This window comes from Streptomyces sp. NPDC058646 (assembly GCF_042716875.1).
GTDB lineage: Bacteria > Actinomycetota > Actinomycetes > Streptomycetales > Streptomycetaceae > Streptomyces.
In genome coordinates this window covers 60,945-83,854 of sequence record NZ_JBHXRK010000024.1, presented here as the reverse complement: position 1 = coordinate 83,854, position 22,910 = coordinate 60,945, and the positions used below count along the sequence as shown (strand labels likewise).

Sequence of the window (22,910 nt, the reverse complement as noted above, 5' to 3'; positions counted from 1 at the left end):
CGGTCGCGAACACCGCAGCGGCTGTACACAGTGACCTGCGGCCAGCGTCGGCGGCGTTCACGCCCTGGGGGGCGATGCGGCGCCCGGCAACTCCTCAGCGGCGCGGGTGATAAAGCAGCGGGTGCGCTCCGGGTTCAGGGCCTGCGCCTGAAGATGGTCGAACATGGTGCTGAAGTGCCGCACATCGGATCGTTTCTCCAAGTAGAGGTCGCTGGTGAACCGCTCCAAGTACACCGTCCCCGCCCCGGGAGCGTCGGGGAAGTCGAGGATGGAGAACTGTCCCGAGACGCCCGGGTGGGCTCCCGCGCTGTGTGGGAGGACCTGCACGGTGACGTGCGGCTGCGCGCCGAGGTGGTTCAAGCATGCAAGCTGTTCGCGCATGATCTGCGGGCTGCCGACGATGCGGCGCAGTGCGGATTCGTCCAGTACGACCCATAAGTGGAAAGGCCGGGCCGGGTGGTGGGCGCGGGACTGACGGCGCAACCGGACCTCACGGCGTACGGCGATCTGTTCAGAGGTGGCCGGAAGGATCGTTTCCTCGATGACGGCCCGGGCGTAGGCGGGTGTCTGCAACAGGCCGGGGATCACCAGGGGCTCGTAGGAACGGATCGAGGCGGCTGCCGTCTCCAGACCGATGTAGACGGCGTACGGGACCTCGCCGCAGGCGATCCACCAGCCCTCGCGGTCCGCTTCCCTGGCCATCTGCATCAACGCGTCGACGACCTGCGGATCGGTGACTCCGTAGAGGGCGCACAGGTCCCGAACATCGCGGGGCTTGATGGTGCGGCGGCCGTTCTCCAACTGGCTGATCTTGGGTTGGGAGATCAACAGATCCTTGGCCACCTGCGTACTGGTCAGACCCCGGGCCAGGCGGAGCCGGCGCAGCTCCGCGCCCAGTCGACGTCGTCTGACGGTCGGGTTTCCGTTCACCGCCACGGGCGGTCTACCTCCGGCTCGGGACACGTCTACCAGCCACGGGAGTTGCCGCGGCAGGGCCCGGGCGAGTGCATTCGCCGCGCAGCGATGATCAACGGACCCTGTTGGCGAGTGTCATGGCGCGCGAACGCAGGCGCGTGCACAGCCCGGGCAGGATTCACCCAGATGCCATGGCCTTTCACCTATCTGCCGGAAGGTCCGCTCGCAGCCACCCCAGTCCGTTACGGCGGTGATTCCATGGCTCACAGAAAGTGCCTACGTCCAGGGCGGCGTCGGTCAGGTGAACTATCCGCTGATACCGACGCTCGGCTACGACCTGCTCACGACGAGGATGTCGACCACGAACACCAGCGTGTCCGTGCCCTTGATCTTGTCCTGCCCTTGGGATCCGTATCCCTGTGCCGGCGGCACCGCGAACTGCAGGCGGCTGCCCGCCCGCTGGCCCAGGAGCGCGGTGTCCCAGCCCTCAATGAGGTGGCCGACGCCGATCTGCGCGGTGAACGGCTCGCCGCGGGCGAACGAGCTGTCGAGAACCTCGGCCCTGTCCCACGGCTGCAGCAAGAAGTGGCAGGTTACGGAGTCGCCCTTGCCGATGGTGGCACCACTGCCCCGGACCAGGGTCCGGACGACGAGTTCGGTGGGGGCCGGGCCGCTCCCCACGGCGAGGGTCGGCTTCTCACCGAAGCCCTGGCCCGAGGTGATCACGGGCAGCGCCCCGCCCCCGGCGGGCCCGCCCGCTGAAGCCGTGCCGTCCGGCGACGAGGCCCCTGCCGGCGAGGTCGAGCCGCCCGGGGAACGCGTCCCGTTCACGTCGGTGGCCCCAGACGGGCTCGGACTCCCGGCGGCTGCGCCAGTCTTGCCGCCCGGTTGGCCGTCGAGCGAGAACAGCAGGGCGACCGCCCCGCCGCTGACCGCCAGGGCTCCGCCTGCCCCGGTGAGCAGCATGGAGCGCCGGGACGGGCCCCGCCGGGGTGACACTCCCAGCGCCGACACGTCGGCGGGGCCGGTGCGCGAGGAGGGCCGGACGACCGTGGCCGCCGCGTGGGCCGACTCCCTCCGTCCCAGCACCATCGTGCTGTGCCGGGCCGGCAGCCACCCTCCGTGCCCGAGGGTGGAGCCGACCGCGAACTGGGCCCGCAGCCGCGGGACCGTGGGGCGGTCGGCAGGGTCCTTGGCCAAGCAGCGGGCGACGGTCGGGCGCAGCGCGGCGGGCACGTCGTCCAGTTGTGGTGCGCTCTCGATGGTGCGGTACATCATCGCCAGCGCATCGCCCTGCCCGTACGGGCCGTGGCCGGTGGCCGCGTAGACCAGGGTGGCGCCGAGCGCGTAGACATCTGCGGCCGGACCCACGTCACCGCCGCGGAGCTGCTCGGGCGCCATGTAACCGGGAGTCCCCGGTGTCATGCCGGTCGTGGTGATCTGGGTGTGGTCGCCGGCCCGGGCGATGCCGAAGTCGATGACGCGCGGGCCGTCGTCGGCCAGCAGGACATTGGAGGGTTTGAGGTCGCGATGGGTGAGGCCGGCGCTGTGGATCGCCTCCAGGGCGGCGACGATCCCGGCGGCGAGCGCCCGCAGGGAGGCTTCCGGCAGCGGACCGACGGAGACGACGGCCTCGGTGACGGAGACACCTGGGATGTACTCGGTCGCCATCCAGGGCCGCGGGGCGCTGGGGTCGGCGTCGAGGACCGCGGCCGTGAAGCGGCCGTCGACACGTCGGGCGGCCTCGACCTCGCGGGCGAAGCGACGCCGGAACTCGGCGTCGTGTGCGTACTCGGCATGGGCGGCCTTGACCGCGGCGAGCCCCTGGTCGGCGGAACGGCCGAGGAACACCTCTCCCATGCCGCCGCTGCCAAGGCGGCCCACCAGTTCGTACGTGCCGATCCGCTCCGGATCACCGGCCTCCAGCGGCTGCATCACCAGGGTCCCCTCCCATCGCGCAGGAGTGAGCGTACCGCCGATGCTGCCGCCCATCGGGGCTGTAGCGGGCGAAGGCCACCAGCATCGTCGGTAGCGACACCAGCAGGGAGGCTGCCTGCGGTCTTGATGTCCACCAGCCGGTAGGCCGGGCGGGTCCGGACGCTGTTCGAGGAGGGCCGGGCGGCTAGAGCCATTTGTTGCGGCGCAGGGCCCGGTGGACGACCGTGCATGCGGTGAGGATGAGCACCCAGACGGCCGGGTAGCCGTACGGGGACTTCAGCTCGGGCATGTGGTCGAAGTTCATGCCGTAGACACCGACGATCATGGTGGGGACGGCGATGAGGGCGGCCCAGGCGCTGATGCGGCGCATGTCTGCGTTCTGCTGGACTCCGAGCTGGGCGATGCTGGCGCTGAGCATCCCAGTGATCAGCTCGTCGAAGGACAGGATCTGCTCGCAGACCCGCTGGTGGTGGTCGGCGACGTCCCGGAAGTATGTGGCCACCTCCTTGGGGATCTGCGGGATGGTGCCCTCGCTGAGGCGCTGCAGGGCAGGGGCCAGGGGCATGACGGCGCGCTTGAACTCGAGGAGTTCGCGCTTGAGCTGGTAGATGCGTCCGGCGTCGACGGGGTGGTCGGGGGAGAAGACTTCGCTCTCCAGGGTGTCGACGTCGCCCGCGAAGGCATCGGCGACCTCGACGTAGCGGTCGACGATGTTGTCCGCGACCGCGTGCAGGACTGCCGCGGGACCGCACCCGAGCTGCCGCGGGTCGTCCTGGAGCTGCTGGCGCACGCCGTCCAGTGACGGGGCGCTGCCGTGGCGGACGGTGATCACGTAGCCGGGGCCGACGAAGACCATGATCTCGCCGGTGTCAACGATCTCACTGGTCGCGGTGACCTTCTCGTGGTCGACGTAGACGATCGTCTTCAGGACCAGGAACAGCATGTCGCCGTAGCGCTCCAGCTTGGGCCGCTGGTGCGCGTGGACGGCGTCCTCGACCGCGAGCGGGTGCAGGCCGAAGGCCCCGGCGACCTCCTCCAGCTGTTCTTCGCTGGGCTCGTACAGTCCGATCCACGCAAAGGGGCCCGCCTCCGGGTCTATCCGCTCCATGATCTGGCCCAGGTTCACCTGCCCGGGGATCCGCTTCCCGTCCTCGTACAGCGCGCAGTCCACCACCGCCGACGGCAGCCCCCCACCCTCGTTGTCGTGCCGCTGCGCCGCCATGTGCTGCCTCTTCCGCCATCGAACATGTAGGGAGGAAAACCTACCCGCGACCGGCGAATGATCACCTTGGTGCCTGCGCAGGGCAGGGCCGCCTCCCAACAGTCCCTGGTGCTCCTCGATTTACCCGCAGCCGCCGTTCACCGGCTGCTTATGGCCAGGGGGGCGGGCCTCCCGGGCCCAGCTCGTCCATCGGGGGCGCGGCAGCGCGCGGGCCGCCTCGATGCTGTCGACGGTCGTGAACAATGGGCGGCACTGTGTGATCTCCAGCAGCCGGTCCAGCTGCACGGGTATCGGGCCGGCCAGCACCAGGCGGCCGGAGCGCAGCAGCATGAGCATCAGGTTGAGCATGGCGGAGTCCGCGAAGGCGACCCGGCTGACGTCCAGGACGATCCGGTGCAGGGCCGGGTCGGCGGCGGCCTCGGTGGTGGCGGCCTTGAGCGGAGGCAGGGTGTCTTGGTCGAACTCCCCCGCGCACACGATGACGCGTACGCCGTCCTGGTCCTGCAGCACCGTTACCTGTTGCTCCATCCGCATACTCCTTAGCTGCGTTGAGCCTGCGTGCACTGTCCGCGCCCGCAGAGGCGGGGGCCACCGGCTCCCGGCGGGGACCCGGCGCCGCGCCCTCCCGCCGTCGATGACGTCGAGGCAGACGGCGTTGACGAGCCACCGTGATTCCCTCCACCCCACCCACCCTGTCGGCGGCTCCGCGAGAGAATACTTGTCGCACCTTAATAGTTGCAACGCGGGGCTCGCACTCACTCCACTTCTGCAGATCCACCCCGCCAGTCCAGGCACACCACCATCGCGTCATCGGCCGGCGCCGGAGTGCCTCTCCACTCCTCGAGCGCGCGCAGCACCGCTGCCGGGACCTGGGCGGCGGGCAGGAGCCGGGTGTCGTTCAGAGCCCTGGCCAGGGCACGCTCGCCGTACTTCTCGCCCTCCGCCGAGGCGGCGTCGTAGATGCCGTCGCTGACGAACAGCAGCCGGTCCCCGCGCAGCACGTGCATGTGCTGAACGTCATACGGCGTCTCCTCCACCATGCCCAAAGGAAGCTGGGCATCGAAGGGCACCAGCGAGACCGTCCCGTCGCGCAGCAGCCAAGCTTGGGGGGAGCCGGCGTCGACCACTTCCACCTGCCCGGTGGAAAGCTCGAAGCGCAGCAGCAGTGTGGAGACGTGCATGCGCCCCTGGTACTGGGCGTAGAGGGCCTGGTCGGCGAGCGCGGCCTGGCCTGCCAGCGCGGTGCCGCCCCGGCGTGCGTTGCGCAGGGCGTTGACCGCGAGATTCGTCAGCAGGGCGGCGTCGATGCCCTCCCCCATCCCGTTGGTCACCGTGAGCGTCAGGTAGTCGGCCTCGGCGCACCAGTCGAAGTTGTCGCCGTGGATGTTGTAGGCCGGCTCGAGCTGGGCGCCCAGCTCGTACTCGGGACGGGCGCAGGCGCGGGCCGGCAGGAGCTGCCACTGCAATTCGGCTGCCAGCGTCAGCCGCTGGGTGCGGCGCGCCTGCAGATACAGATCCGTGTCCCGTTCGGACATCACCAGCTCCCGGCCCAGGATGCCCGCGATCACCTCCAGCTCGTCCACATCGCACGCCTCGGCGGGCAGCGTCACGCGCAGGACGCCCAGCCGGTCACCGCGCACCGTCACCGGGACCAGCGCCTCCACCCGCCCCGGCGCGACGTCCCGGACCGTGGTCTCCTGCGAGCCGAAAAGTCGGCCCAGCTCCCCGGTGAACGCGGAGATCGGCTTTCCCGTGTAGGGCGGAATCGTCACCGGCTGCAGCACGGTCATCCCGTAGTCCGCCAGGAGCAGCTCCACCGGCTCCGCATCCCAGTGCCGGGCCAGCAGGTCACGCAACGTGTCCAGCAACTGATGCGGAGCCGCGCTCTGCAGAGCCCGCTCCAGCGCAAGAAGAGTCTTCACCTTCGGTGGACCGCCTTCACAGATCGCCAGCCGCCCGGTGCGGCTGGGAGAAACACGCATGGATGTGCGAACGACTTCACCAGGCCATGAACGTCGGGGTGGCCTGTGGCAGACAGGTCGGCCGCGGGATGACACAGTGGGCAGGTGACCCACTCTCCCGCTCTGCCCACCCACGTCGCCGAGGCTGCCAGCCGCGCTCTTGAGCTGATGGAGAAGAGGTGGGCGAACGGGTCCGGGGTGAGCATTGCCCCTTTGTCGCCCTCGCAACTGCGCGTGCTGTACACGCTCGAAGACCACGACGGCACGAACCTACGCACTCTCGCGCAGACACTGTCGATCACCTCTGCGGCCACCAGCCAGCTCTGCGACCGGATAGAGGCAGTCGGCTTCCTCGAACGCGCCGCCAACCCGCACAACGGGCGGGAAGTGCAGGTACAGCTCACCGACCCGGGACGCGCCTACCTGGAGCGGCTGCGAACCGAGCGCCGCAAAGCCCTGATGCCGATCGTCGAAGCCCTGCCCAGCCGCGACCGCGACGCGCTGCTGGACGGTCTGTCCGCCGTAGCCGCCGTCACCGCCGCCGAGGCTCCCCCTCCAGCGGGCACAGCACGCGGGGCCTGAGGCTGTCTCGACCATCCCGCTCCCCGTTCCGAAGGCGGACACGCCTTGCCTGCACACGAGGACGTGGACTTCTACCCCGGTTTCCGGATGCCATTCTGAACCCGGAACAACGATTGTCAAATCTTAACGATCCGGACGGCAGTCAGATGTGCATCCGCTGCACTATCCACCTGAGGCCCTCTCGCCCGCGTCCTCCCAGGCAGGCGACTGATTCAACGCGATCATGCCCTGCAGGAGAGCCTGCCCACCGCGCAGCCCCAGCGGCTTGAACAAGCGGCGAAGCTCATCCAGGCGCTGCTCCTCCACCTCGCGCAACAGCTCCTGCCCGGCAGCGGACAGCCTGATCAGGGTCTCCCGGCGGTTGTTGCTGTTCTCCTCTTTCACCAGCAGCCCGGCGCCTTGCAGTCGGCCGATCAGCCGGCTGATCGACGACGGCATCGCGTCGGTCGCCTCAGCGATCTTCGTGGAGGTGATGACGCCGACAGCGCCCACCACCCTCAGCACACGGAACTGAGCGGGCGGAACAGCAGGAGCGACACGGCGATCGACACACTCCCACAGCCGCACAAGCCCCTCCGCCGCCTCGGCGGCGCCCCCCTCAGACCCGCTCAAGCCAGCCACCTGTCCCATCCCGCGTTCGCGCCCTGCACCATTCTCACGCGCTGGTGCTCTCATCCCCACGCCGGTGCCCCACCAGCATCGCGCCGGCAGGCGGCAGCCAGCGTAAGCCACTCTCCTGATGCGCTGGTCGAGGCCGCTTGCGCCCCTGATCCACAGGGGCGATCGTCCAGGCCGCAGGGATGGGCAACGACAACACCGCAGCGCGGGCCCTGCTGCGCGACAACGACAAGGTCCTCGAGGGCCTGCGACGCGCAGAGCGCACCCTGTTCGCCCGTCCCGCGCCGAAATCCGGGCGGCCCGGATGAAATTCCCCGTTTCACCTGGCGGGCGCACCGTGTGACGTTGCGTCCCCGCCCGACTGTGACGGTCCGGCGCCCGGAGCGGCACGTGGCGGTAGTATGCATAGTTGTCGTAGGGCAATTATTTGGCTGACGGGGCTATGCCGTTCCGGGCGTCGGGTCCTGAGTGTCCGCCTGTAAGTGGGAGGCTCCTGAGCGCGGTCACCTCTGTCCCACGTCCGCGCCCGGGTGCGTCGGCTCGCCATCCGCCACATTTCGAAGAAATGACTCTGCCATGACGCATTTCCTGGCTGTGGAGCGTGCGTTGCGCACGGCTGCTCCTCACGACCTTTTCCGTACGGTCCGCGCCGCCCTCATCGAGCACTTCCATGCGATTGAGGTCGAACTGCTGATGGCGGACTACAGCCTCACCGTGCTGCAGCCGGTCACCGCGTTGCCGCACACTGCGGAGCCCTTGCCCGTGCAGACCAGCTCCGAAGGCCGGGCCTTCGGCAGCCAGGAACCCTTCGGACAGTACGCGGCTCAGGATGGCGCCGTGGACCTTCATCTGCCGGTGACCGTCCGCGGCGACCGGCTGGGGATCCTCACGGTCCGCATGCCCGAGGCCGCGTGCACTCGCGAAACCGTCGGTGAACTGACCGATCTGGCGGAGCTGCTGGGACACGAGATCATCGTGGCTGAGCGCGACACCGACCTGTACCTCCAGGCGCGGCGTGCCAGCCGCCTCACCCTGGCCGCCGAAATGCAGTGGCAGCTGCTGCCCGCGCGGGCATGCGCCCGCCCGGAGTATGCCATCGGAGCCCAGCTGGAGCCTGCCTACGACATCCACGGTGACAACTTCGACTGGTCCACGAATGCGGAAACGCTCACCCTGACGGTCACCAACGGGATGGGCGAGGGCATCCAGGCCTCCCTCCTGACCAACCTTGCGATCAACGCCCTGCGCAACGCCCGGAGGGCCGGGATCGGCATCGCAGATCAAGCGGCGCTGGCCGACCAGGCCGTCTACGGGCAGTACCGGGGGCGGGAGTACGTGTCCACTCTCCTGTTGTCCTTCGAGCTCGCCACCGGGCGCGGTCAGGTCGTGGATGCCGGATCTCCGCAGCTGTGGCGGTACCGGGACAGATCCGTCGAGCGCCTCGAATTCGAGGCGCAGCTTCCTCTCGGGATGTTCGAGGAGTCGCCCTACATCGCCCAGGACTTCCAGGTCCTGCGTGGGGACCGCTTGATCTTCGTCAGTGACGGGGTGTACGCGGCCGCGAGTGAGGGTGGGGAGGCGTACAGCGAGCGTGCTCTGGCCCGGGCGATTCACGCCACCAGTCTGCTTCCGGCCGCCGCTGTGCCCCGTGCGATCCTGCAGGAACTGGCGGCGTACCGTGACTCCGACGCCGATGACGACGCCTTGGTCATGTGCATGGACTGGTTCGGCCGGCCGTCCGCAGCCTGAACCCGACGCGCGGATTTCGGCGGCACACTCGTTCGACCGCGGCCGGCGATGCCTCCCCGAGGTGGCCATACCCGCATGGCTGTCCACTCGCCGGGGGCGCTGGGTTGCGGTGCCGCGATAGCCGCGCAGCGGACCCGTCGCCGTACGGTCATGGCTTCGTCGGCGCGGGGCATGGTGTGCGGGCTGCGCCGGTGGGACGTTCATGCCATTCAGTGGGGATAATGCTCTCAGAGAGGGTAGACGAGGCGTATCCGTTCAGATGGAGTCCTGTCACCGGCGGCGCCTTTCCTGGGGGGATTTGCACACCTACGGGGAGTGACGCCACCAGTGAGTCGTCCGGGACCATCCGAAGATCCCCTGTATGAGACGGCCCGTGCGGTGGCTGATGCCGCGGGTGCTCTGATGGATGCCTGCGAGCGCGCGTCGCAGAGTGCTTCCCCGCGCCTGTCGGCGCTCCAGCTGCGGGCCCTGACGGCGGTGCGGGGTTGCCCCGGCGTCAACCTCACGCGGCTCGCCGACGAGATCGGTGCGACGACACCTGCCACCAGCCGGCTGTGTGACCGGCTGGAAGCCGCCGGGCTGCTGCGCCGCGATCGCGCCGACGACGACCGGCGCGAGATCGTTCTGACGGTGACCCAGCACGGCCGCGAGACCCTGGAGCTTCTGTCCGAACGGCGTACGAGGGCCGTCTACGAGGTCCTCAAACACGTGCCGCAGGGGCAGGGCCACGAACTCCTGCATGGCCTGCAGGCCTTCGCTCAGGCGGCGGACGGGGCCTCACCCTCCCACGGAAAATGATCGAGGCCGCCCTTTCCCTCCGGGGACGCCAAGGAAAGGGGGAATCGCCTCGGTGTCCGACGTCCGCCCACCGGATCCCATGTCAGCGGGTGGGGGGCTGTCGGCTGCCTCGCCAGTCCAGACAGACCACTGCGGCGTCCTGGGGGAGGTCGTAGCCACCGTGGTACTGCATGAGGCCGTCGACGAGTGCCCGAGCGGTCTCGTGCGTCGAGGAGGTGCGGGTGGCGGCGATGGTCTCGCGCAGTGCGCGTTCACCGAAGGCGCTGCCGTCCTTGGACGGGGAGCCGTGCACACCGCTGCTCACGATCACCAGGCGGTCCCCGGGGGCGATGCTGAAGGGCTGCTTGTGGTATTCGGTTTCCTCGAACATACCCAGAGGCATTTGAGCCTCGAATGTCACCTGCTCCGCGATGTTGTCGCGCAGGCGGAACAGTTGCGGGGATCCGGCGTCCACCGCTTGGGCCGTGCCGGTGGCCAGGTCGAAGCGCAGCAGTAGTGAGGGCGCGTACCTTTCGCCGCCGTATTCGGCGTAGATCGCCTGGTCGGCGAGGCGGGCCTGGTCTTCGAGGGGGACGCCCGCCCGGCGGGCGTTGCGCAGTGCGTTGACGGCGAGGTTGGTGAGCAGGGCGGCGCCGATGCCGCCGCCCTGGCCGTCGGTGACCGTGATGGTCAGGGAGTCGTCGGTGGTGCTCCAGTCGAAGTTGTCGCCGCCGATGGCGTAGGCGGGCTCCAGGTGGGCTCCGAGGGTGTATTCGTCGCGGCTGAATCCGCGACCCGGCAGGAGTTGCCACTGCATCTCGGCGGCCAGGGTGAGCCTGCGCCGGCGGCGGGCCTGCAGGTAGAGATCGGTGTCCCGCTCGGCCACGATCACCTCGTGCCCCAGGGCGGTGGCGAAGGCCGCCAGCTCCAGCACCCCGGGGGCGCCCTCGGCGGGCTCGGGAAGACGCACGGACAGCACTCCCAGCCGGTCACCCCGCACGGTGATCGGAAGGTGGGCGATCACAATGCCGGGTTCGTCGGTGACCTCCACGAAGGGAGCCTCCGAAGAGAAAGCGCGGCCGGCCGGGGCGCCGTCACGGACAGCCACCTGCGCTCGCGTGAGGGGCAGCTGTGTGATCGGCTGCAGGACGGACAGCCCGTAGTCCGCCAGCAGTACCGTCACCTCGCTCGCCCGCACGTAGGTGGCCAGCAGCTCCGCGGCCGCTGACGGCAGCGACGTAGGGGGTGCGGCCCGCAGGGCGCTTTCCGCAGCCCCCAGCCAGGCGTCGGGATGGTTGCTCATGGCCACTTCCTCATCGCCTGTAGGAGCCCGCTGCGGGTGAGCGGGAGGCTCTGGCCCGTACAAGCATCCCCTCGCCCTGAACTTCTCACGCGTCCGGTTCCGTGACCGGAGGCGGGACTGGATGCCTGCTTGGAACTGCCGAGCACCCTGGCGGGAGTCGTCGCGCTCGCCTCTCTCAGGATACTTGTCGCCCAGCAACTATTGTCTGTGCCGGAAGTCGCTGAGCCATGCGCGATGACGGCCGCGCGGCACGGGAGGATGCTAGGCGCTGTCCGGGACCTGGTCTTCGCTGCCCGTCTCTCCGAGGCCCACATGCAGGGCTGCCGCCGTGCGGAAGGCGTGCAGGCCCTCGGCCAGCGCGCCGAGATGCGCTGCGGGAAGCTTCGACAGTACGGTCTCGACCTCCCTGGATCGCCAGGCTCGCATGTTCGCAAGGACCGTATGACCGCGGCGGCTCAGCCTCAGCTCGACTTCTCGGCGGTTGGTCGTTCCCCGGGACCGCTCGAGGAGGCCGGCTGCTTCCAGCCGGTCGCACAGCCGGCTCACTGACGGCGGCGTCGAGCCGAGTGCCTCTCCGAGGTCACGGAGATTGGCGCCTTCCCATTTCTCGATCACCGTCAGCGCACGGAGCTGCGACGGGGAGATGGGGCCAAGGTCGGGCGCTTCGTTGCCTCGGCCCCACAGGACCTCCAGCAGTTCCAGGAGAGCGCATGTCTCCAGGGCCACCTGGTCATGGCTGACGGACGGCAGGGCTCGAGGCATCTGCCCACTGTGACACCCGAAAGCCTGTTTGTCAGCCGCCCCCGTGGCATGCAGCCCCGGTCCTGCCGAGGGGGCGGGGTGAGAGCCGACGCTCGGCAGGACGCCAGGGGGCCGAACTCTGACCGGGGCGCGTGAAGTTGGCCGGGCGACTTCTGTCCCCGTCGGCTCAGGCTCGGCGTGGATCTCGGTGCGTGACGCCGGGAGCGAAACCTGCCCGCAGCAGATGCGCCTCCTCACGCGAACGGCACGGTGATGCGCAGCGCCAGGGCCAGGGTGTCGTCGGCGTGGTGGACGACGGTGTGCATGTCGGCGGCGATGGCGGTGGGGATGTCGGCCAGCACACGGTGGGCGTGGGGTTGCGCGGCTTGGACGAGCCGGATCTCCCCTTCGCACATGTCTCGGCGGCTTTCGGTGAGGCCGTCGGTGTAGAGGAGAAGCAGGTCTCCGGGGCTGAGCTGGGCAGACAGCAGGCGTTCGCTGCCGGGAAGGGGAAACCCCACGCCTCGGCCCCGTACCTCAAGGTACTGGGGGGTGCCGTCGGCGCGCAGCAGCAGGGCCGGAGGGTGGCTTCCGTTGGCGAGCTGGAGTTCTCTGGTCACGGGGTCGATCCGGGCCAGGAGTACGGTCGCCATCAGGTGTGGGTCGAGTGGCATGAGGATGTCGTGGGTGCGGGCCAGGATCGACTGGAGCGGGTGGCCTTCCAGGGCCAGGGTTCGCACAGCGTGGGTGACGTTGAGGGCGCTGCGGGGTGCTGCGTACGCCGTGGCCGACCGCGTCGACGACGGTGATGTGCAGGGTGCCGTCGGGGAGGGTGAACCAGTCGTAGAGGTCGCCGCCGGTGGGGGCGCCGGGGTCGGCGGGCGCGTAGTGGACTGCTAGCTCGAGGCCCGCGATATGGGGCGGCGGCGGTCGCAGGGCATCCTCGAGTTCCCGCAGGACCTGGCCGTGGGCCTTGCGTACTTGTTCGTCCTGTTCTTCGAGCTGCACGTAGAGGGCGACGACTCCGGCGTTTGTCTCGGCGAGTTCGTGCTTGAGGAGGCGGTGCTCATGGGCGAGCGTGTCGGCGAGGGCGAGAGCGGCGCGCAGTTCTTCGTCACTGTCACGGGCTTCGGCTGGCGGCGACAAAGAGGAGGGCAGGGTGGGCCGGGTACGGGGGCGGGGGTCGGCATCGGGCACCGGGATGTGCCAGGTCGCCGAATTGCCGGAGAGCACCGGTGCGGGTAGCGGCAAGTCGTCGGCGGCGAGGCCTCCGTCAGACCGGGGTGCCTGGAATGTGACGGCCAGGAGGGAGCATCCGTTGCCCGGTCCGCTCTCACCCGAGGTGGTGAGAACGACGGGCCGGCCTGCCTGGAACTCTGTCGTGGCAAGGCCGGTCACCGACAGCAGGAGACGGCCTCGGACATCTGCCGGCAGCTGGTGAGCGCGGGCGAGGCGGCGCACGGCCCGGCGCAGCGGAGCCAGCGTGTAGAAGCGGTGTGTGGTCACGGGTTCCTCAGCCGGGAGCCGGCCGCGAGCACGGTGGCGTCGTCGCGGACGTGGCGATGGCGATGGGCGACGGCGGCGGCAAGCAGGGACATCGGCAGACGCAGCAGAAAGTCCGCAGGGGTGTGCGCCCATCGCAGGTCGATGCCGTCCGAGTGCATGACGACGGCGGCTCCTGTCGGCAGGAGCAGTCGGCGTGTGTGCGGAGCGGGCAGTCGCCAGCCGACCATACCCGGCTTGCCGGTGAGGCGGTGGTGCACGGTGCCCGGGGAAAGGGCCACCATGCGCACGTTGCCGATGCCGCAGTATTCGGCTCGCTCCGCATGCAGGCGCACGAGGCCGACCGCGGCGCCTCGGGTGTGGCGCAGGGCGCGGTGCATGGCTGTCACGATGTCGGGAAGAGGCCGCTCGACGGTCGTGCGGAATGAGCGCAGGGCCGTCTGGGCGGCTTCGGCTGCGTCGGGGCCGTGGCCCAGGCCGTCGATGACGGCGGCGGTGCGGACGGCGCCGGTGTCCAGGACCGCGGCGGCGTCCCCGCTGTGCAGTTCGTTCTCGGCGGGCAGGCAGACGAGCCCTACGTCCTGACGGGATGCTTGGGGATCGTCGGGGAGGGCGAGCCTGGCACAGGCCAGGGTCCCGGTGCCGGCCCGGGTGTCGATCGTGAAGGCGGTGTCGATGCGCCTGACCGCCCCCAGGCCGGCGCCGAGGGTGTTGGTGGTGCTGTAGCCGTCGCTGAGGCACAGTTGAAGTTCGGGCATGCCGGGGCCGTGATCGGCGGCAAGAATCTCCAGGCCGCCGCCGAGAGGCAGTGGCTGGATGTACAGGGCACCGTCGCTGGCGTGCTTGTCTATATTGCTCGCCAGTTCGGAGGCCACGACCGCTGCCTGATCAGGCATGGCTCCGGGCAGGCCGCACTCCACCGCGACCGATCGAGCTGTCTCCGCCGCCAGATGGACGGCACTGTAGTGATCGATGGGGACGCGTGTGGTCGGGGCCGTGAAGTAGGGCGTCACGTGCGTGCCCCCCGGGTGACGGTCACTGTCGTCCCCCCGCCCACCGTGCTGTGGATCTCGAAGTCGTCCATCAGGCGCCGGGCACCGCCCAGCCCGTGCCCAAGCCCGCCCCCGGTGGTGAACCCGTCATTGAGGGCTTCCTCCAGATTGGCGATTCCGGGGCCGTCGTCGCTTATCGTCAGCCGCAGCCCTTCCCTGCCGTCCTGGTGCGGGTATTCGATGAGCAGCGTCCCTCCTCCGCCGTGGATGTAGGCGTTGCGGGCCAGTTCGCTGGCAGCGGTGACCACCCGCGTCTGGTCCACGATCCCGAAGGCGACCTTGAGGGTTGCGGTGCGTACGGCGTGGCGTACCGACAGCAGGTCCTCCTCGCTGCGCAGGGCAAGGCGTACGGGCTCGGACAGAAAGGCAGGCGCGGCAGCGCCGGTGGTGAGGGTGCGGGAGCTGTCAGCGAGTTGTGTCATCTAGGGCCCCTTTCGGGGCTGCTGGCCCTGGTGCCATCCCAGAGCGGTCATACCCTGTTCCGCGTGGAGCGCGGTTTCGACACCGGCGAGTTCCAGGCCCAGTTCGACCAGGGTGATGGCTACCGGGGGCCGCATGCCGGCCACGATCACCCGGGCTCCCAGCAGCCGGGCCATGGTGGTGACTTCCATGAGGGCGCGTGCCACGAAGGAGTCGATGACCTCGAGCCGGGAGATGTCGATGAGCACACCGCGGGCCCGGTCGTCCGCGATGCGTTCGGTGAGCTCCTGGGCGAATGCCACAGCGGCCTTGTCGTCGAGTTCGTTGAGCAGGCTGGTGACCAGAACGTCACCCAGGCGCAGGATGGGAACCGCGACGGCGGGGCGGGCCGTCACCGGGGTGCGAGGGTGCGGGTGTCCGGCCCGGCACCGGTGGTGATCTTCACGGCCTCGGAAAGGGCGTCGGCGAGGGTGGCCCTGGTGAGGATGGTGGACAAGTCGATTCCCAGCTGGGCGATGGTCTGCGCGATTGTCGGCCGGATGCCGCTGATGACGCAGTCCGCTCCCATGAGCCGCACCGCGTTGACGGTCTGCATCAGGTGCTGGGCGACCGCGGTGTCGACCGTCGGCACGCCGGTGATGTCGATGATGGCGACCTGCGCTTCATGCTCCGCGATGGCCTGGAGCAGGTTCTCCATCACCACCTGGGTGCGCGCCGTGTCCAGGGTGCCGATCAGCGGGACGGCAAGGATGTGATGCCACAGTCGTACCACCGGCGTCGACACCTCCAGCAGCTGGCGGCTCTGCCTGCGGATGATCTCCTCGCGTCCGTCGACGTAGGTGGCGAAGGACAGCGCACCGGCTGCGCCCACGACGGCTCGACACCGCGGTCGCCCAGCACCTGATGCAGACCGTCAACGCGGTCCCCTCCCAGGAGGCTCCGTTGTCTGATGTCTCCCTGACCGGCCGCAGCGGCAGCGCCCCGACATTTCTGAGACCGAACAGAGGGTATGGGGCTCGTTACGATGGCGAACGCGACACCCCTGCCGGGCGCTAGCATCAGCCGTCTTACCCGCCCGATAGGGAAGGCTCTCGCGCATGGCCGATGACGCATACCTGTTTCTCCTCCCCGACCGGCATCCTCGGCTGGGAACTGCTCTTGCTGCCGTCTCCCCCCTGGAGTGCGCTGCAACGCCAGCAGTCCAGGGGTGGCTTCAGGCACACGGGGCCTCGGCTTCCTCGGAGCAGGTCAGAATCCTTCCTGCGGACGCGCAGGCGTTCATCCCCAGTGGTGCCGAGCGTCTGCCGCTGCCGTTGAGTGAAGAGGAAGCGCTTCGAGTACAGCAGGAGTGCGCTCCCCAGTCCGTCACAGACATGGAGACCGAGCTCCTGCAATTCCGGGACATGACCCAGGACTGGGAAGGCCTTGTTCACCGTGCCCTGACCGCCGGAATCCCCGCACCGCGGATCGCCCAGCTGACCGGCCTCGATCCCCAGGACATCGGCCGCCTGACGGTGTGACCTCAGGAGCGACAGGCACCTGTCCCCCAGACACCCGGGCCCGGTCCACGCCCAGCCCTCCCGCGGCAAGGACCCGGACGGAGAACACGCGGCGCTGCGAGGAAGCCCCGCTCCACGAAAGCGCGACCTACGCGACGAAGACTCCTGGATAGAGCACCCGCAGGCAGAGCCCGGCCGAGGCCCACCATCACCCGGCCGGCCTCTGTCGCGCCCCGCGCCCACGACCTGCCCTGCCGCCGCTGTGCCCGCCGTGGGCGTTCCGCAAGCGCGGACGCACACCGGTTCAGCCGGGCTTCCTCCGCCGGCGAAACCCATGCGGACGGCCCGGACAGCGGCAGACATGGCGGGGGCCCCGGAAGACGACAGCCCGGGACCCCCCACTCAGCTGACCCGCGCCCCGGGATGCTGAACAGCCGCCAGAATGCCCGCAGCCCCACCTGCGGCCCGGGCGGCTCGCCGTAGCCCGCCCCGCCACCCAGGGCATCCCGTCCGACGTCGGTGCGGAGGCGTTGGGGCCGGTCTGCTATTCGGCGCGGTGGGGTTTGTGGATGGTGACCTGCAGCCGTACCTGAGTGGGGAGGTGGGCCCAGCCGGTGGATTGGCGGGCGCGTTCCAGGGGGCCGTGGCACAGGGCGTGCAGGACGGAGCCGGGCTCGGTGCCCGGGGTGAGCATCAGAGTGATGCGGGCCTCGGGATGGTTGGCCCGGCCGGTCATCTGCGCCCGTGCTTGCTGGACGCCGGGCAGTTGGCGCGCATCGGCGGCGATCGCGTCACTGAGGGCGTGGTCGTGCAGTTCCACACCGTCTGTCGGGGGTGTGCCGATGGACATGCGTCCTGGGCGGGTCCGGCGCAGTTGCTCCAGCAGCCACCACAGGGCGAGCAGGACAATGACGGCCAGGGCAGCGATCACCACGGCCCACCACCAGCCCTCATCGGTCCAGCGGGTACGGTCGGCGGCGCTGAGCAGGACGGCGTCCGGGGTGACCAGTGGCCATCGGTCGGGTGGCGTCAGGTGCCGGCTCCGGTAGAGATCGAGGCCACCGGCGAGGACGAGGAGGCCGCCTGCGAGCAGGACGATGCCAGCCGACGCCAGCAGGATCCGGTTGATCACGGATTGCCTCTTCATGGCTTCGTCTCCCGCGAGTTGCGGCGCTGGCGTACGCGGACGGTGATCCGGGGCGGGTGGGCCAGGGCCAGCCGGTCGCGTTGCTCGTGCAGAACGGCGGTGAGGTCGGTCTTGACCTCGCCGGGGTCGCGGAAGCGTATGTCTGCGCGGGCCTTGATGCGGTGTCGCCGAACCCGGATCCTGGCCCGGCTGACGCCGGGGACGCGCAGAGCGGCATCGCGCAGCATCAGGGCGGCGGCGTCGCGTTCCAGCACGGCCCGCACCTTGCACTGGCCGGCGGGGGCGTTGAGTGGCAGTTGGTGGCGCAGGCCGGGGGTGAGCGCCAGGACGATCAGCCAGAGCCCGAGGGCTGCGGTGAGGGCGCCGCCGGTGAGCATCCAGATGTCGTCCAGGGGACGGGTGGCCAGGTCGTGGGCGAGGCGGGTGCGCCAGGCGGCACCGTGGTGACCGGCCCGCACCATGGAGATGTCGAACAGCAGGATCCCGGTGCCGGCGGCGATGGCGAGGGCAGTCAGCGCGGCGGGTATCCGGCGTTCGGACCACAGGCGACGCGTCCGGCGCCCGCCGGCCCCCGCCGTGCTGCTTGCCTCGGGTGGGGCGGCGTCCGGCGGTTGTTTGGCCAGCAGCGACACCGTCAGCGGGGTGGCCTCTCGGGTGGGGGCGGATTGCTCCGTCTCAGCGGGGGGCTCTTGGTCCCGTGTCATGCCCGCTCTCCTTCCCGGTGGGGGTGCTGTCCTGGTTCATTGGATGCGTCTGTGCTCCAGGCCGCCGGAGGGAACCAGCTGCTGAATGGTCACGGTGACCTCGGTGATGCGCATCCCCGTCAGCTGGGCCACGCGCTCGCCGACATAGTGCTGTACCTCGCGGGATGCGCCGGCGATGTCGATCGGGTAAGGCAGGTCCAGCGACAGGCCCAGCCGAGCCGATCCGCCACTGACCGCGACCGTCGAGCGGGGGGCGGCGAGCCCCAGGCGTGCGGGGGTCGCGCCCGTCTGCCCGGCCAGTGCCTCCCGCGCGGCGCGGGCCGCGATGCGGGCCACCACCTTGTCGGGGATCACGGTCGCGCCGCGCTCGGCCGCCGGCACACGGGCCAGGGCTGCCTCCCCGGCTTCCCCGGGTACAGAGCCCGGCGGGCGGGCGGAAGCAGCGGGCTGCCTGGTCACCGCCGGTCCCGGGGCCGGACGAAGTCGGACACGTCGACGTCACCCTGCAGGATGCGGCCGACGACCAGGCCCACCGCGCCCAGGGCCGCCACGAGCAGGAAGGCCCAGAAACCGCCGAAGTAGCCGGCGAAGCCCAGGGCCATACCTGCCAGCAGGCCCACCGTGGCTGTGCTCATCTCACTCACCCGTGTTTCACGTCGATCGGCTTTGCCTGCCCCTTGCGGTGCCCGCACCGGGGCAGGATGCGAGGGGGTCACTGCACGCGGCCCTCGGTCTCTTCCTGCTCGTCCTCCTCATTGGGCAGGTGGACATCGTCGACGGTGATGTTCACCTCGACGACTTCCAGGCCGGTCATGCGTTCCACGGCCGTGATGACGTTGGTGCGGACGTCGCCCGCGACGTCCACGATGGACACGCCGTACTCGACGACCACGTCGAGGTCGACGGCTGTCTGGCGCTCGCCCACCTCGACCTTCACTCCGCGGGTCACGCTGGCATGTCCGCCGGGGACCCGGTCGCGGACGGCGCCGAAGGTGCGGGCCATTCCGGCGCCGAGGCTGTGGATGCCCGGCACCTCGCGGGTGGCCATTCCTGCGATCTTCTCCACCACGCTGTCGGCGATGGTGGTCCGCCCGCGCGTTTCGGGCGGGGCCCCGGCGCCGGTGCGGCCCTGCAGCGTCTTGCCTGTGGTGCTGGGCTGGCTCTCACCTGGTGTGGGGCGGCTGGTGGTTTCCGACATGAGGACCTCCCGAGGATGTCCAGGCGGGTACCGGTGCGGTGCTCGTCGAAGGATTAGACGCACCACGGCCGCAATCCTCACACCGCTGGCGTGATGGGCATCACATAGAATCGAAGGGTGCGTGCGAACGCCGGGACGACCGTCCCGGAAGGAAGCGAGCGGTGGATGCGCGACCGGACCGGGCCCCTGCCCCCACCGGCTACCGACCGGCCGCAGGAGGGTCCTGCCCCGCCGCATACCGCCGCCTCAGCCGGGCCGGGCACTTTCACCGATCTGACAGACGGGCTGCTGACCGTACGGGCCTGCGAAGGCGATGACGACGCATTCGCCGTCCTGGTCCGCCGTCACAGCAGCCCGCTGCTCGCGCTCGCCCACCACCTCCTCGGCAACCGGGCGGATGCCGAGGACGCCGTCCAGGACGCATTTCTCGCCGCCTGGCGACAGCTGCCGGAGTTCCGCCACGGCGCCTCCTTCGGCACCTGGATGTACCGCATCGTCACCAACCGCTGCCTCAGCACCCTGCGCCGCCGCCCCCGTGCTCTCCCCCTGGACACCGTTCCCGAGCCCGCTGCCCACGATCCGGGAAGCTCACCACCGCGCGTCGCCGAGACGGACGCGGCCACGGCCGCCCTGGCGGCGGCACTTGGCGAACTCAACCCCGAGCAGCGGGCCTGCTGGGTCCTGCGGGAACTGCACGGCCTCCACTACGAGGAGATCGCACACGTGACCGGTACCAGCGAACAAACGGTGCGAGGCAGACTCTTTCGGGCACGGCACGCTCTGCAGGAGGCGATGCGCCCATGGCGCTAGACCGGCCGCACCCCACCTCTGGCGGCGAGCCGCCGGCCGCAGACAGCGATGCAGCAGGCGCTCCTGTGTTCCCTGAAGCGGAGCTACTCGCCGGCGATGAGCTGCTGCCCTGCGGACGCCCGCTCAGCCGCGCCTGGGAGCAGGCACGCGACACGGCCGCCACGCCAGACCCGCACACCGCCTCCTGCCCCTCCTGCCGACAGGCCGTCGAAGGGCTCACGGCACTGGATGAAGCCACCCGCGCCCTGCGTGCCCAAGCGCGGCCCGGTGGACACGGCCTCGCCGACCGAGTGATCAGCGCGGTCCGGGCCGAGGTGCGGCTCGGCGCGATGCTGCCGCTGGACGACCCCGCCCGTGACCTGCGGATCGCCGAGAGTGCCGCAGCGAAAGTCCTGCGCAAGGCTGCCGACACCGTGCCCGGCTCCCGCGCCGCCAGCTGCCGCCTCACCCCCACCGGAAACGGTCCTGCCGTGCACGTCGCCATGACCCTGGCCACCGCCCTCGATCAGCCGCTGCCCGAGCAGGCCGCCCAGGTACGTCGAGCAGTCCTCCATGCCGCGGACCTCGTGCTGGGTCTGGCCCTCGCCGATGTTGACCTGGAGATCGACGCCGTGCTGGACCCCCTCGACGCGTCCGGTGGCGGGCCGGCTGAACGGGGCGGACAGCGATGACCTCCACGAGAAACCGAGACGTCCACCAGACCGCTGCCCTGGCTGCCCTCGGCGTTCCCGGTGTGTCCGCACTCCAGCCGGGCCTTGCTGACCGGCTGGCCGCCGTGGCCTCCCGCGCACAGGCCGCCTCCCTACCTGGCGAGGCCGGCATCCGGGCCGAACACACACCCGAAGGCGACTGGCACGTGGAAGTACGCTGCGTCGTGCACGAAGACCACCGCGTTCTCCACGTCGCCCAGCAGGTCCGCGAACACGTCCGGACCGCCGTCACCGCCCTCCTGGCCCAGCACGGCACAACCGCACCGGTCACCGTCCTCGTCACGGTCACCCGCACCGTGTGAACGAGGGCCACCCAGCAGACCGGTCGCCACTGCCGCGCGTTGACAAGCTGCATCACTCAATCCGAAGACGGCAGACAGCCGCCCAGCCGCCGAGACCCGTGCCACGCTCTCACCCCGCGCCCCTTGAGACTCCCGGGAGGTCCCACACGGTCGACCCCATCGTGCACCACTTTCGAACACGGCCTAGTACGAGCGCACCAGGCGGGCGAGTTGGCGCCCGGCCGTCAGGAGGGGGTCCTCACTGCGGTTGACCTGGGCGGTGACCTCGGCGCCCTCCAGGGTGGAGATGACGGTGGTCGCCACCTCGCGGGCGTCCTCGGCGGGGAAGCCGCCGCGCAGCAGCTTGTCGCGGACCAGCCCCTCCCAGTCGCGTAGCGCGGCGGCGCAGGCCCGCTGGATCTCCGAGTCGGTGCCGAGCGTCTCCAGGGCCGCCGCGGTGACCGGGCAGCCGTCGGTCCAGCCCGACGTGCGCAGCTCGTCGGCGAGCCGGCGGGAGCAGGCCAGTACCGCCTCCGCCGCGTCGTCCTCGCTGTCCAGCGACTCCCGCAGGAGCGCCCCGAACTCCGCGGCGCCGTGCTGGATCGCGGCGACGGCGACGGTCTCCTTGCCGCCCGGGAAGAAGTGGTAGACGGAGCCCAGGGTGGCCTGGGCCTCCTGGGCGATCTGCTTGATTCCCGTACCGACGTAGCCCTGCCGCTGGAGGAGGCGCGCGGCGGCGACGACGATCCGGTCCCGTGTACTGGTCTGCATGGGGCCACCGTACCGACCCATTGGGTAGAGCGTTCGTTCTAGAGCTGTAGTACGTTCTCACCACGCGCTAAATAGAGCGCTCGTTTTAGTGAGGAAACGGAGAGCTCCCATGCACAGCACCACTCAGCCCGTCACCGTCATCGGCCTCGGCCCCATGGGGCAGGCCATGGCCGGCGCCTTCCTCGACCGCGGCTACGAGGTCACCCTCTGGAACCGCACCGCTTCCCGCGCCGACGACCTGGTCGCCCGCGGCGCGATGCTCGCGCCCACCGTGGAGAAGGCCCTCGCCGCCAACGAACTGGTAGTCCTCAGCCTCACCGACTACGACGCCGTATACGCCCTCCTGGAGCCCGCCGAGGCCGCGCTGGCCGGCCGGGTCCTGGTCAACCTGAGCTCGGACACGCCCGAGAAGGCCCGGGCCGCGGCCCGCTGGGCGGCAGAGCGGGGCGCCGTCCAGCTGACCGGCGGCGTCACGGTGCCGCCCTCCGGGATCGGACGGCCCGAGTCCTCGACCTTCTACAGCGGCCCGCGCGAGGTCTACGACCGGCACCGGCCCGCCCTCCGGGCCATCACGGGACGGAGCGACTACCGCGGCGAGGACGCGGGGCTCGCCGCGCTCATGTACCAGATCGGCATGGTCATGTTCTGGACCTCCATGCTGAGCTACTGGCAGGCCGTCGCCCTCGCCGACGCCAACGGTCTGAAGGCGGCTGACATCCTGCCGCACGCCGTGGAGACCGCGAACTCGCTGCCCGGCTTCTTCGCCTTCTATGCCGAGCGCATCGACGCCGGCGTGCACACCGGCGACGTCGACCGCCTCGCCATGGGCCTGGCCAGCGTCGAGCACGTCCTGCACACCAACGCCGACGCGGGGGTCGACACCGCCCTCCCGGCCGCCGTTGCCGAGCTCTTCCGGCGCGGCATGGACGCCGGCCACGCCACGGACAGCTTCTCCTCCGTGGTCGAGCTGCTGAAGAAGCCCGATGCGTGACCGGACCGCCGCACCCCA

At 70.2% G+C, this 22,910-nt stretch carries 28 protein-coding genes and 1 pseudogene; 10 read left to right on the top strand and 19 right to left on the bottom strand.

What is annotated here, in order from left to right; all coding sequences use genetic code 11:
* Positions 1–57 precede the first annotated feature (57 nt).
* From ACFWUZ_RS26690 to ACFWUZ_RS26670, 5 genes are all read right to left on the bottom strand, one after another.
* On the bottom strand, positions 58–936 hold the full coding sequence (locus ACFWUZ_RS26690) for a Scr1 family TA system antitoxin-like transcriptional regulator (protein ID WP_384377887.1): 879 nt from the start codon (positions 934–936) through the stop codon (positions 58–60).
* 309 nt (positions 937–1,245) lie between these two features.
* Positions 1,246–2,850: a protein kinase gene (locus tag ACFWUZ_RS26685; protein WP_384378020.1), complete on the bottom strand. Its 1,605-nt coding sequence runs from the start codon at positions 2,848–2,850 to the stop codon at positions 1,246–1,248.
* Positions 2,851–3,037: 187 nt separating this feature from the next.
* A complete protein-coding gene (locus ACFWUZ_RS26680) occupies positions 3,038–4,075 on the bottom strand; it encodes a magnesium and cobalt transport protein CorA (protein WP_384377884.1) in 1,038 nt (345 codons plus the stop codon).
* A 120-nt stretch (positions 4,076–4,195) separates the two neighbouring features.
* Positions 4,196–4,603 carry an STAS domain-containing protein gene (locus ACFWUZ_RS26675; RefSeq protein ID WP_384377881.1) on the bottom strand — a complete coding sequence of 136 codons (408 nt, stop codon included), beginning with the start codon at positions 4,601–4,603 and terminating at the stop codon, positions 4,196–4,198.
* A 227-nt stretch (positions 4,604–4,830) separates the two neighbouring features.
* Complete coding sequence (locus tag ACFWUZ_RS26670; RefSeq protein WP_384377878.1) at positions 4,831–5,997, bottom strand: PP2C family protein-serine/threonine phosphatase; 1,167 nt, start codon at positions 5,995–5,997, stop codon at positions 4,831–4,833.
* 144 nt (positions 5,998–6,141) lie between these two features.
* Between ACFWUZ_RS26670 and ACFWUZ_RS26665 the strand changes: the two genes are divergently transcribed.
* The gene (locus tag ACFWUZ_RS26665; protein ID WP_384377875.1) at positions 6,142–6,618 is read left to right on the top strand and encodes a MarR family winged helix-turn-helix transcriptional regulator; all 477 of its coding nucleotides are present in this window, start codon (positions 6,142–6,144) and stop codon (positions 6,616–6,618) included.
* 162 nt (positions 6,619–6,780) lie between these two features.
* Here the strand turns inward: ACFWUZ_RS26665 and ACFWUZ_RS26660 are convergent, their stop codons facing one another.
* A complete protein-coding gene (locus ACFWUZ_RS26660) occupies positions 6,781–7,230 on the bottom strand; it encodes a MarR family winged helix-turn-helix transcriptional regulator (RefSeq protein WP_384377872.1) in 450 nt (149 codons plus the stop codon).
* Between the two features lie 188 nt (positions 7,231–7,418).
* Here ACFWUZ_RS26660 and ACFWUZ_RS26655 point away from each other — a divergent pair, with 188 nt between their 5' ends.
* From ACFWUZ_RS26655 to ACFWUZ_RS26645, 3 genes are all read left to right on the top strand, one after another.
* The gene (locus ACFWUZ_RS26655) at positions 7,419–7,544 is read left to right on the top strand and encodes a hypothetical protein (protein WP_384377869.1); all 126 of its coding nucleotides are present in this window, start codon (positions 7,419–7,421) and stop codon (positions 7,542–7,544) included.
* A gap of 268 nt (positions 7,545–7,812) precedes the next feature.
* Entirely contained in the window at positions 7,813–8,985 is a 1,173-nt protein-coding gene (locus ACFWUZ_RS26650; protein ID WP_384377866.1) for a PP2C family protein-serine/threonine phosphatase, read from the top strand.
* Between the two features lie 402 nt (positions 8,986–9,387).
* The gene (locus tag ACFWUZ_RS26645) at positions 9,388–9,783 is read left to right on the top strand and encodes a MarR family winged helix-turn-helix transcriptional regulator (RefSeq protein WP_384377863.1); all 396 of its coding nucleotides are present in this window, start codon (positions 9,388–9,390) and stop codon (positions 9,781–9,783) included.
* 82 nt (positions 9,784–9,865) lie between these two features.
* On the opposite strand, the gene ACFWUZ_RS26640 is transcribed toward ACFWUZ_RS26645, so the two are convergent.
* The 3 genes from ACFWUZ_RS26640 to ACFWUZ_RS26630 form a co-directional block, all read right to left on the bottom strand.
* The gene (locus ACFWUZ_RS26640) at positions 9,866–11,065 is read right to left on the bottom strand and encodes a PP2C family protein-serine/threonine phosphatase (protein WP_384377860.1); all 1,200 of its coding nucleotides are present in this window, start codon (positions 11,063–11,065) and stop codon (positions 9,866–9,868) included.
* 261 nt (positions 11,066–11,326) lie between these two features.
* The gene (locus ACFWUZ_RS26635) at positions 11,327–11,827 is read right to left on the bottom strand and encodes a MarR family winged helix-turn-helix transcriptional regulator (protein WP_384377857.1); all 501 of its coding nucleotides are present in this window, start codon (positions 11,825–11,827) and stop codon (positions 11,327–11,329) included.
* Positions 11,828–12,060: 233 nt separating this feature from the next.
* Positions 12,061–12,546, bottom strand: a complete 486-nt coding sequence (locus tag ACFWUZ_RS26630; RefSeq protein ID WP_384377854.1) for a PP2C family protein-serine/threonine phosphatase — start codon at positions 12,544–12,546, stop codon at positions 12,061–12,063.
* A 226-nt stretch (positions 12,547–12,772) separates the two neighbouring features.
* Here ACFWUZ_RS26630 and ACFWUZ_RS26625 point away from each other — a divergent pair, with 226 nt between their 5' ends.
* Positions 12,773–13,051: a hypothetical protein gene (locus tag ACFWUZ_RS26625; protein ID WP_384377850.1), complete on the top strand. Its 279-nt coding sequence runs from the start codon at positions 12,773–12,775 to the stop codon at positions 13,049–13,051.
* A gap of 257 nt (positions 13,052–13,308) precedes the next feature.
* Here ACFWUZ_RS26625 and ACFWUZ_RS26620 read toward each other — a convergent pair whose 3' ends face one another.
* From ACFWUZ_RS26620 to ACFWUZ_RS26605, 4 genes and pseudogenes are all read right to left on the bottom strand, one after another.
* Complete coding sequence (locus ACFWUZ_RS26620; RefSeq protein WP_384377847.1) at positions 13,309–14,205, bottom strand: SpoIIE family protein phosphatase; 897 nt, start codon at positions 14,203–14,205, stop codon at positions 13,309–13,311.
* A gap of 113 nt (positions 14,206–14,318) precedes the next feature.
* A complete protein-coding gene (locus ACFWUZ_RS26615; RefSeq protein WP_384377844.1) occupies positions 14,319–14,783 on the bottom strand; it encodes an ATP-binding protein in 465 nt (154 codons plus the stop codon).
* Positions 14,784–15,176: an STAS domain-containing protein gene (locus ACFWUZ_RS26610; RefSeq protein ID WP_384377841.1), complete on the bottom strand. Its 393-nt coding sequence runs from the start codon at positions 15,174–15,176 to the stop codon at positions 14,784–14,786. It lies immediately after the preceding gene.
* Positions 15,173–15,655: pseudogene (locus tag ACFWUZ_RS26605) on the bottom strand (STAS domain-containing protein); the annotation flags it as partial. The gene ACFWUZ_RS26610 and the pseudogene ACFWUZ_RS26605, both read right to left, overlap by 4 nt.
* A gap of 223 nt (positions 15,656–15,878) precedes the next feature.
* Here ACFWUZ_RS26605 and ACFWUZ_RS26600 point away from each other — a divergent pair.
* Positions 15,879–16,301, top strand: a complete 423-nt coding sequence (locus ACFWUZ_RS26600; protein WP_384377838.1) for a DUF6003 family protein — start codon at positions 15,879–15,881, stop codon at positions 16,299–16,301.
* Between the two features lie 523 nt (positions 16,302–16,824).
* Here the strand turns inward: ACFWUZ_RS26600 and ACFWUZ_RS26595 are convergent.
* From ACFWUZ_RS26595 to ACFWUZ_RS26575, 5 genes are all read right to left on the bottom strand, one after another.
* Entirely contained in the window at positions 16,825–17,427 is a 603-nt protein-coding gene (locus ACFWUZ_RS26595; RefSeq protein WP_384377835.1) for an alkaline shock response membrane anchor protein AmaP, read from the bottom strand.
* Entirely contained in the window at positions 17,424–18,131 is a 708-nt protein-coding gene (locus ACFWUZ_RS26590; protein WP_384377832.1) for a DUF6286 domain-containing protein, read from the bottom strand. Before ACFWUZ_RS26590 ends, ACFWUZ_RS26595 begins: the two co-directional genes overlap by 4 nt.
* A 36-nt stretch (positions 18,132–18,167) precedes the next feature.
* The gene (locus tag ACFWUZ_RS26585; RefSeq protein WP_384377829.1) at positions 18,168–18,512 is read right to left on the bottom strand and encodes an Asp23/Gls24 family envelope stress response protein; all 345 of its coding nucleotides are present in this window, start codon (positions 18,510–18,512) and stop codon (positions 18,168–18,170) included.
* A gap of 74 nt (positions 18,513–18,586) precedes the next feature.
* Entirely contained in the window at positions 18,587–18,766 is a 180-nt protein-coding gene (locus ACFWUZ_RS26580; RefSeq protein WP_215145589.1) for a hypothetical protein, read from the bottom strand.
* 77 nt (positions 18,767–18,843) lie between these two features.
* Positions 18,844–19,329: an Asp23/Gls24 family envelope stress response protein gene (locus ACFWUZ_RS26575; protein ID WP_384377825.1), complete on the bottom strand. Its 486-nt coding sequence runs from the start codon at positions 19,327–19,329 to the stop codon at positions 18,844–18,846.
* Positions 19,330–19,446: 117 nt separating this feature from the next.
* On the opposite strand from ACFWUZ_RS26575, the gene ACFWUZ_RS26570 reads away from it, so the two are divergent.
* From ACFWUZ_RS26570 to ACFWUZ_RS26560, 3 genes are all read left to right on the top strand, one after another.
* On the top strand, positions 19,447–20,139 hold the full coding sequence (locus tag ACFWUZ_RS26570) for an RNA polymerase sigma factor (protein WP_384377822.1): 693 nt from the start codon (positions 19,447–19,449) through the stop codon (positions 20,137–20,139).
* Between the two features lie 65 nt (positions 20,140–20,204).
* Positions 20,205–20,810, top strand: coding sequence for a hypothetical protein (locus tag ACFWUZ_RS26565; RefSeq protein ID WP_384377819.1), 606 nt, complete (start codon positions 20,205–20,207; stop codon positions 20,808–20,810).
* A complete protein-coding gene (locus tag ACFWUZ_RS26560; protein WP_384377816.1) occupies positions 20,807–21,151 on the top strand; it encodes an Asp23/Gls24 family envelope stress response protein in 345 nt (114 codons plus the stop codon). Before ACFWUZ_RS26565 ends, ACFWUZ_RS26560 begins: the two co-directional genes overlap by 4 nt.
* A 183-nt stretch (positions 21,152–21,334) precedes the next feature.
* On the opposite strand, the gene ACFWUZ_RS26555 is transcribed toward ACFWUZ_RS26560, so the two are convergent.
* Complete coding sequence (locus tag ACFWUZ_RS26555) at positions 21,335–21,901, bottom strand: TetR/AcrR family transcriptional regulator (protein WP_384377813.1); 567 nt, start codon at positions 21,899–21,901, stop codon at positions 21,335–21,337.
* A gap of 109 nt (positions 21,902–22,010) precedes the next feature.
* Here ACFWUZ_RS26555 and ACFWUZ_RS26550 point away from each other — a divergent pair, with 109 nt between their 5' ends.
* The gene (locus ACFWUZ_RS26550) at positions 22,011–22,892 is read left to right on the top strand and encodes an NAD(P)-dependent oxidoreductase (protein ID WP_384377810.1); all 882 of its coding nucleotides are present in this window, start codon (positions 22,011–22,013) and stop codon (positions 22,890–22,892) included.
* The last annotated feature ends 18 nt before the right edge of the window (positions 22,893–22,910 follow it).

Excerpts from the sequence above, each read along its gene's own strand:
- ACFWUZ_RS26685 (WP_384378020.1), bottom strand. The coding sequence starts at position 2,850 with ATGCAGCCGCTGGAGGCCGGTGATCCGGAGCGGATCGGCACGTACGAA.
- ACFWUZ_RS26680 (WP_384377884.1), bottom strand. The coding sequence starts at position 4,075 with ATGGCGGCGCAGCGGCACGACAACGAGGGTGGGGGGCTGCCGTCGGCG.
- ACFWUZ_RS26675 (WP_384377881.1), bottom strand. The coding sequence starts at position 4,603 with ATGGAGCAACAGGTAACGGTGCTGCAGGACCAGGACGGCGTACGCGTC.
- ACFWUZ_RS26655 (WP_384377869.1), top strand. The coding sequence starts at position 7,419 with ATGGGCAACGACAACACCGCAGCGCGGGCCCTGCTGCGCGACAACGAC.
- ACFWUZ_RS26650 (WP_384377866.1), top strand. The coding sequence starts at position 7,813 with ATGACGCATTTCCTGGCTGTGGAGCGTGCGTTGCGCACGGCTGCTCCT.
- ACFWUZ_RS26645 (WP_384377863.1), top strand. The coding sequence starts at position 9,388 with ATGGATGCCTGCGAGCGCGCGTCGCAGAGTGCTTCCCCGCGCCTGTCG.
- ACFWUZ_RS26640 (WP_384377860.1), bottom strand. The coding sequence starts at position 11,065 with ATGAGCAACCATCCCGACGCCTGGCTGGGGGCTGCGGAAAGCGCCCTG.
- ACFWUZ_RS26635 (WP_384377857.1), bottom strand. The coding sequence starts at position 11,827 with ATGCCTCGAGCCCTGCCGTCCGTCAGCCATGACCAGGTGGCCCTGGAG.
- ACFWUZ_RS26620 (WP_384377847.1), bottom strand. The coding sequence starts at position 14,205 with ATGCCTGATCAGGCAGCGGTCGTGGCCTCCGAACTGGCGAGCAATATA.
- ACFWUZ_RS26615 (WP_384377844.1), bottom strand. The coding sequence starts at position 14,783 with ATGACACAACTCGCTGACAGCTCCCGCACCCTCACCACCGGCGCTGCC.
- ACFWUZ_RS26600 (WP_384377838.1), top strand. The coding sequence starts at position 15,879 with ATGGCCGATGACGCATACCTGTTTCTCCTCCCCGACCGGCATCCTCGG.
- ACFWUZ_RS26595 (WP_384377835.1), bottom strand. The coding sequence starts at position 17,427 with ATGAAGAGGCAATCCGTGATCAACCGGATCCTGCTGGCGTCGGCTGGC.
- ACFWUZ_RS26590 (WP_384377832.1), bottom strand. The coding sequence starts at position 18,131 with ATGACACGGGACCAAGAGCCCCCCGCTGAGACGGAGCAATCCGCCCCC.
- ACFWUZ_RS26580 (WP_215145589.1), bottom strand. The coding sequence starts at position 18,766 with ATGAGCACAGCCACGGTGGGCCTGCTGGCAGGTATGGCCCTGGGCTTC.
- ACFWUZ_RS26575 (WP_384377825.1), bottom strand. The coding sequence starts at position 19,329 with ATGTCGGAAACCACCAGCCGCCCCACACCAGGTGAGAGCCAGCCCAGC.
- ACFWUZ_RS26560 (WP_384377816.1), top strand. The coding sequence starts at position 20,807 with ATGACCTCCACGAGAAACCGAGACGTCCACCAGACCGCTGCCCTGGCT.
- ACFWUZ_RS26555 (WP_384377813.1), bottom strand. The coding sequence starts at position 21,901 with ATGCAGACCAGTACACGGGACCGGATCGTCGTCGCCGCCGCGCGCCTC.
- ACFWUZ_RS26550 (WP_384377810.1), top strand. The coding sequence starts at position 22,011 with ATGCACAGCACCACTCAGCCCGTCACCGTCATCGGCCTCGGCCCCATG.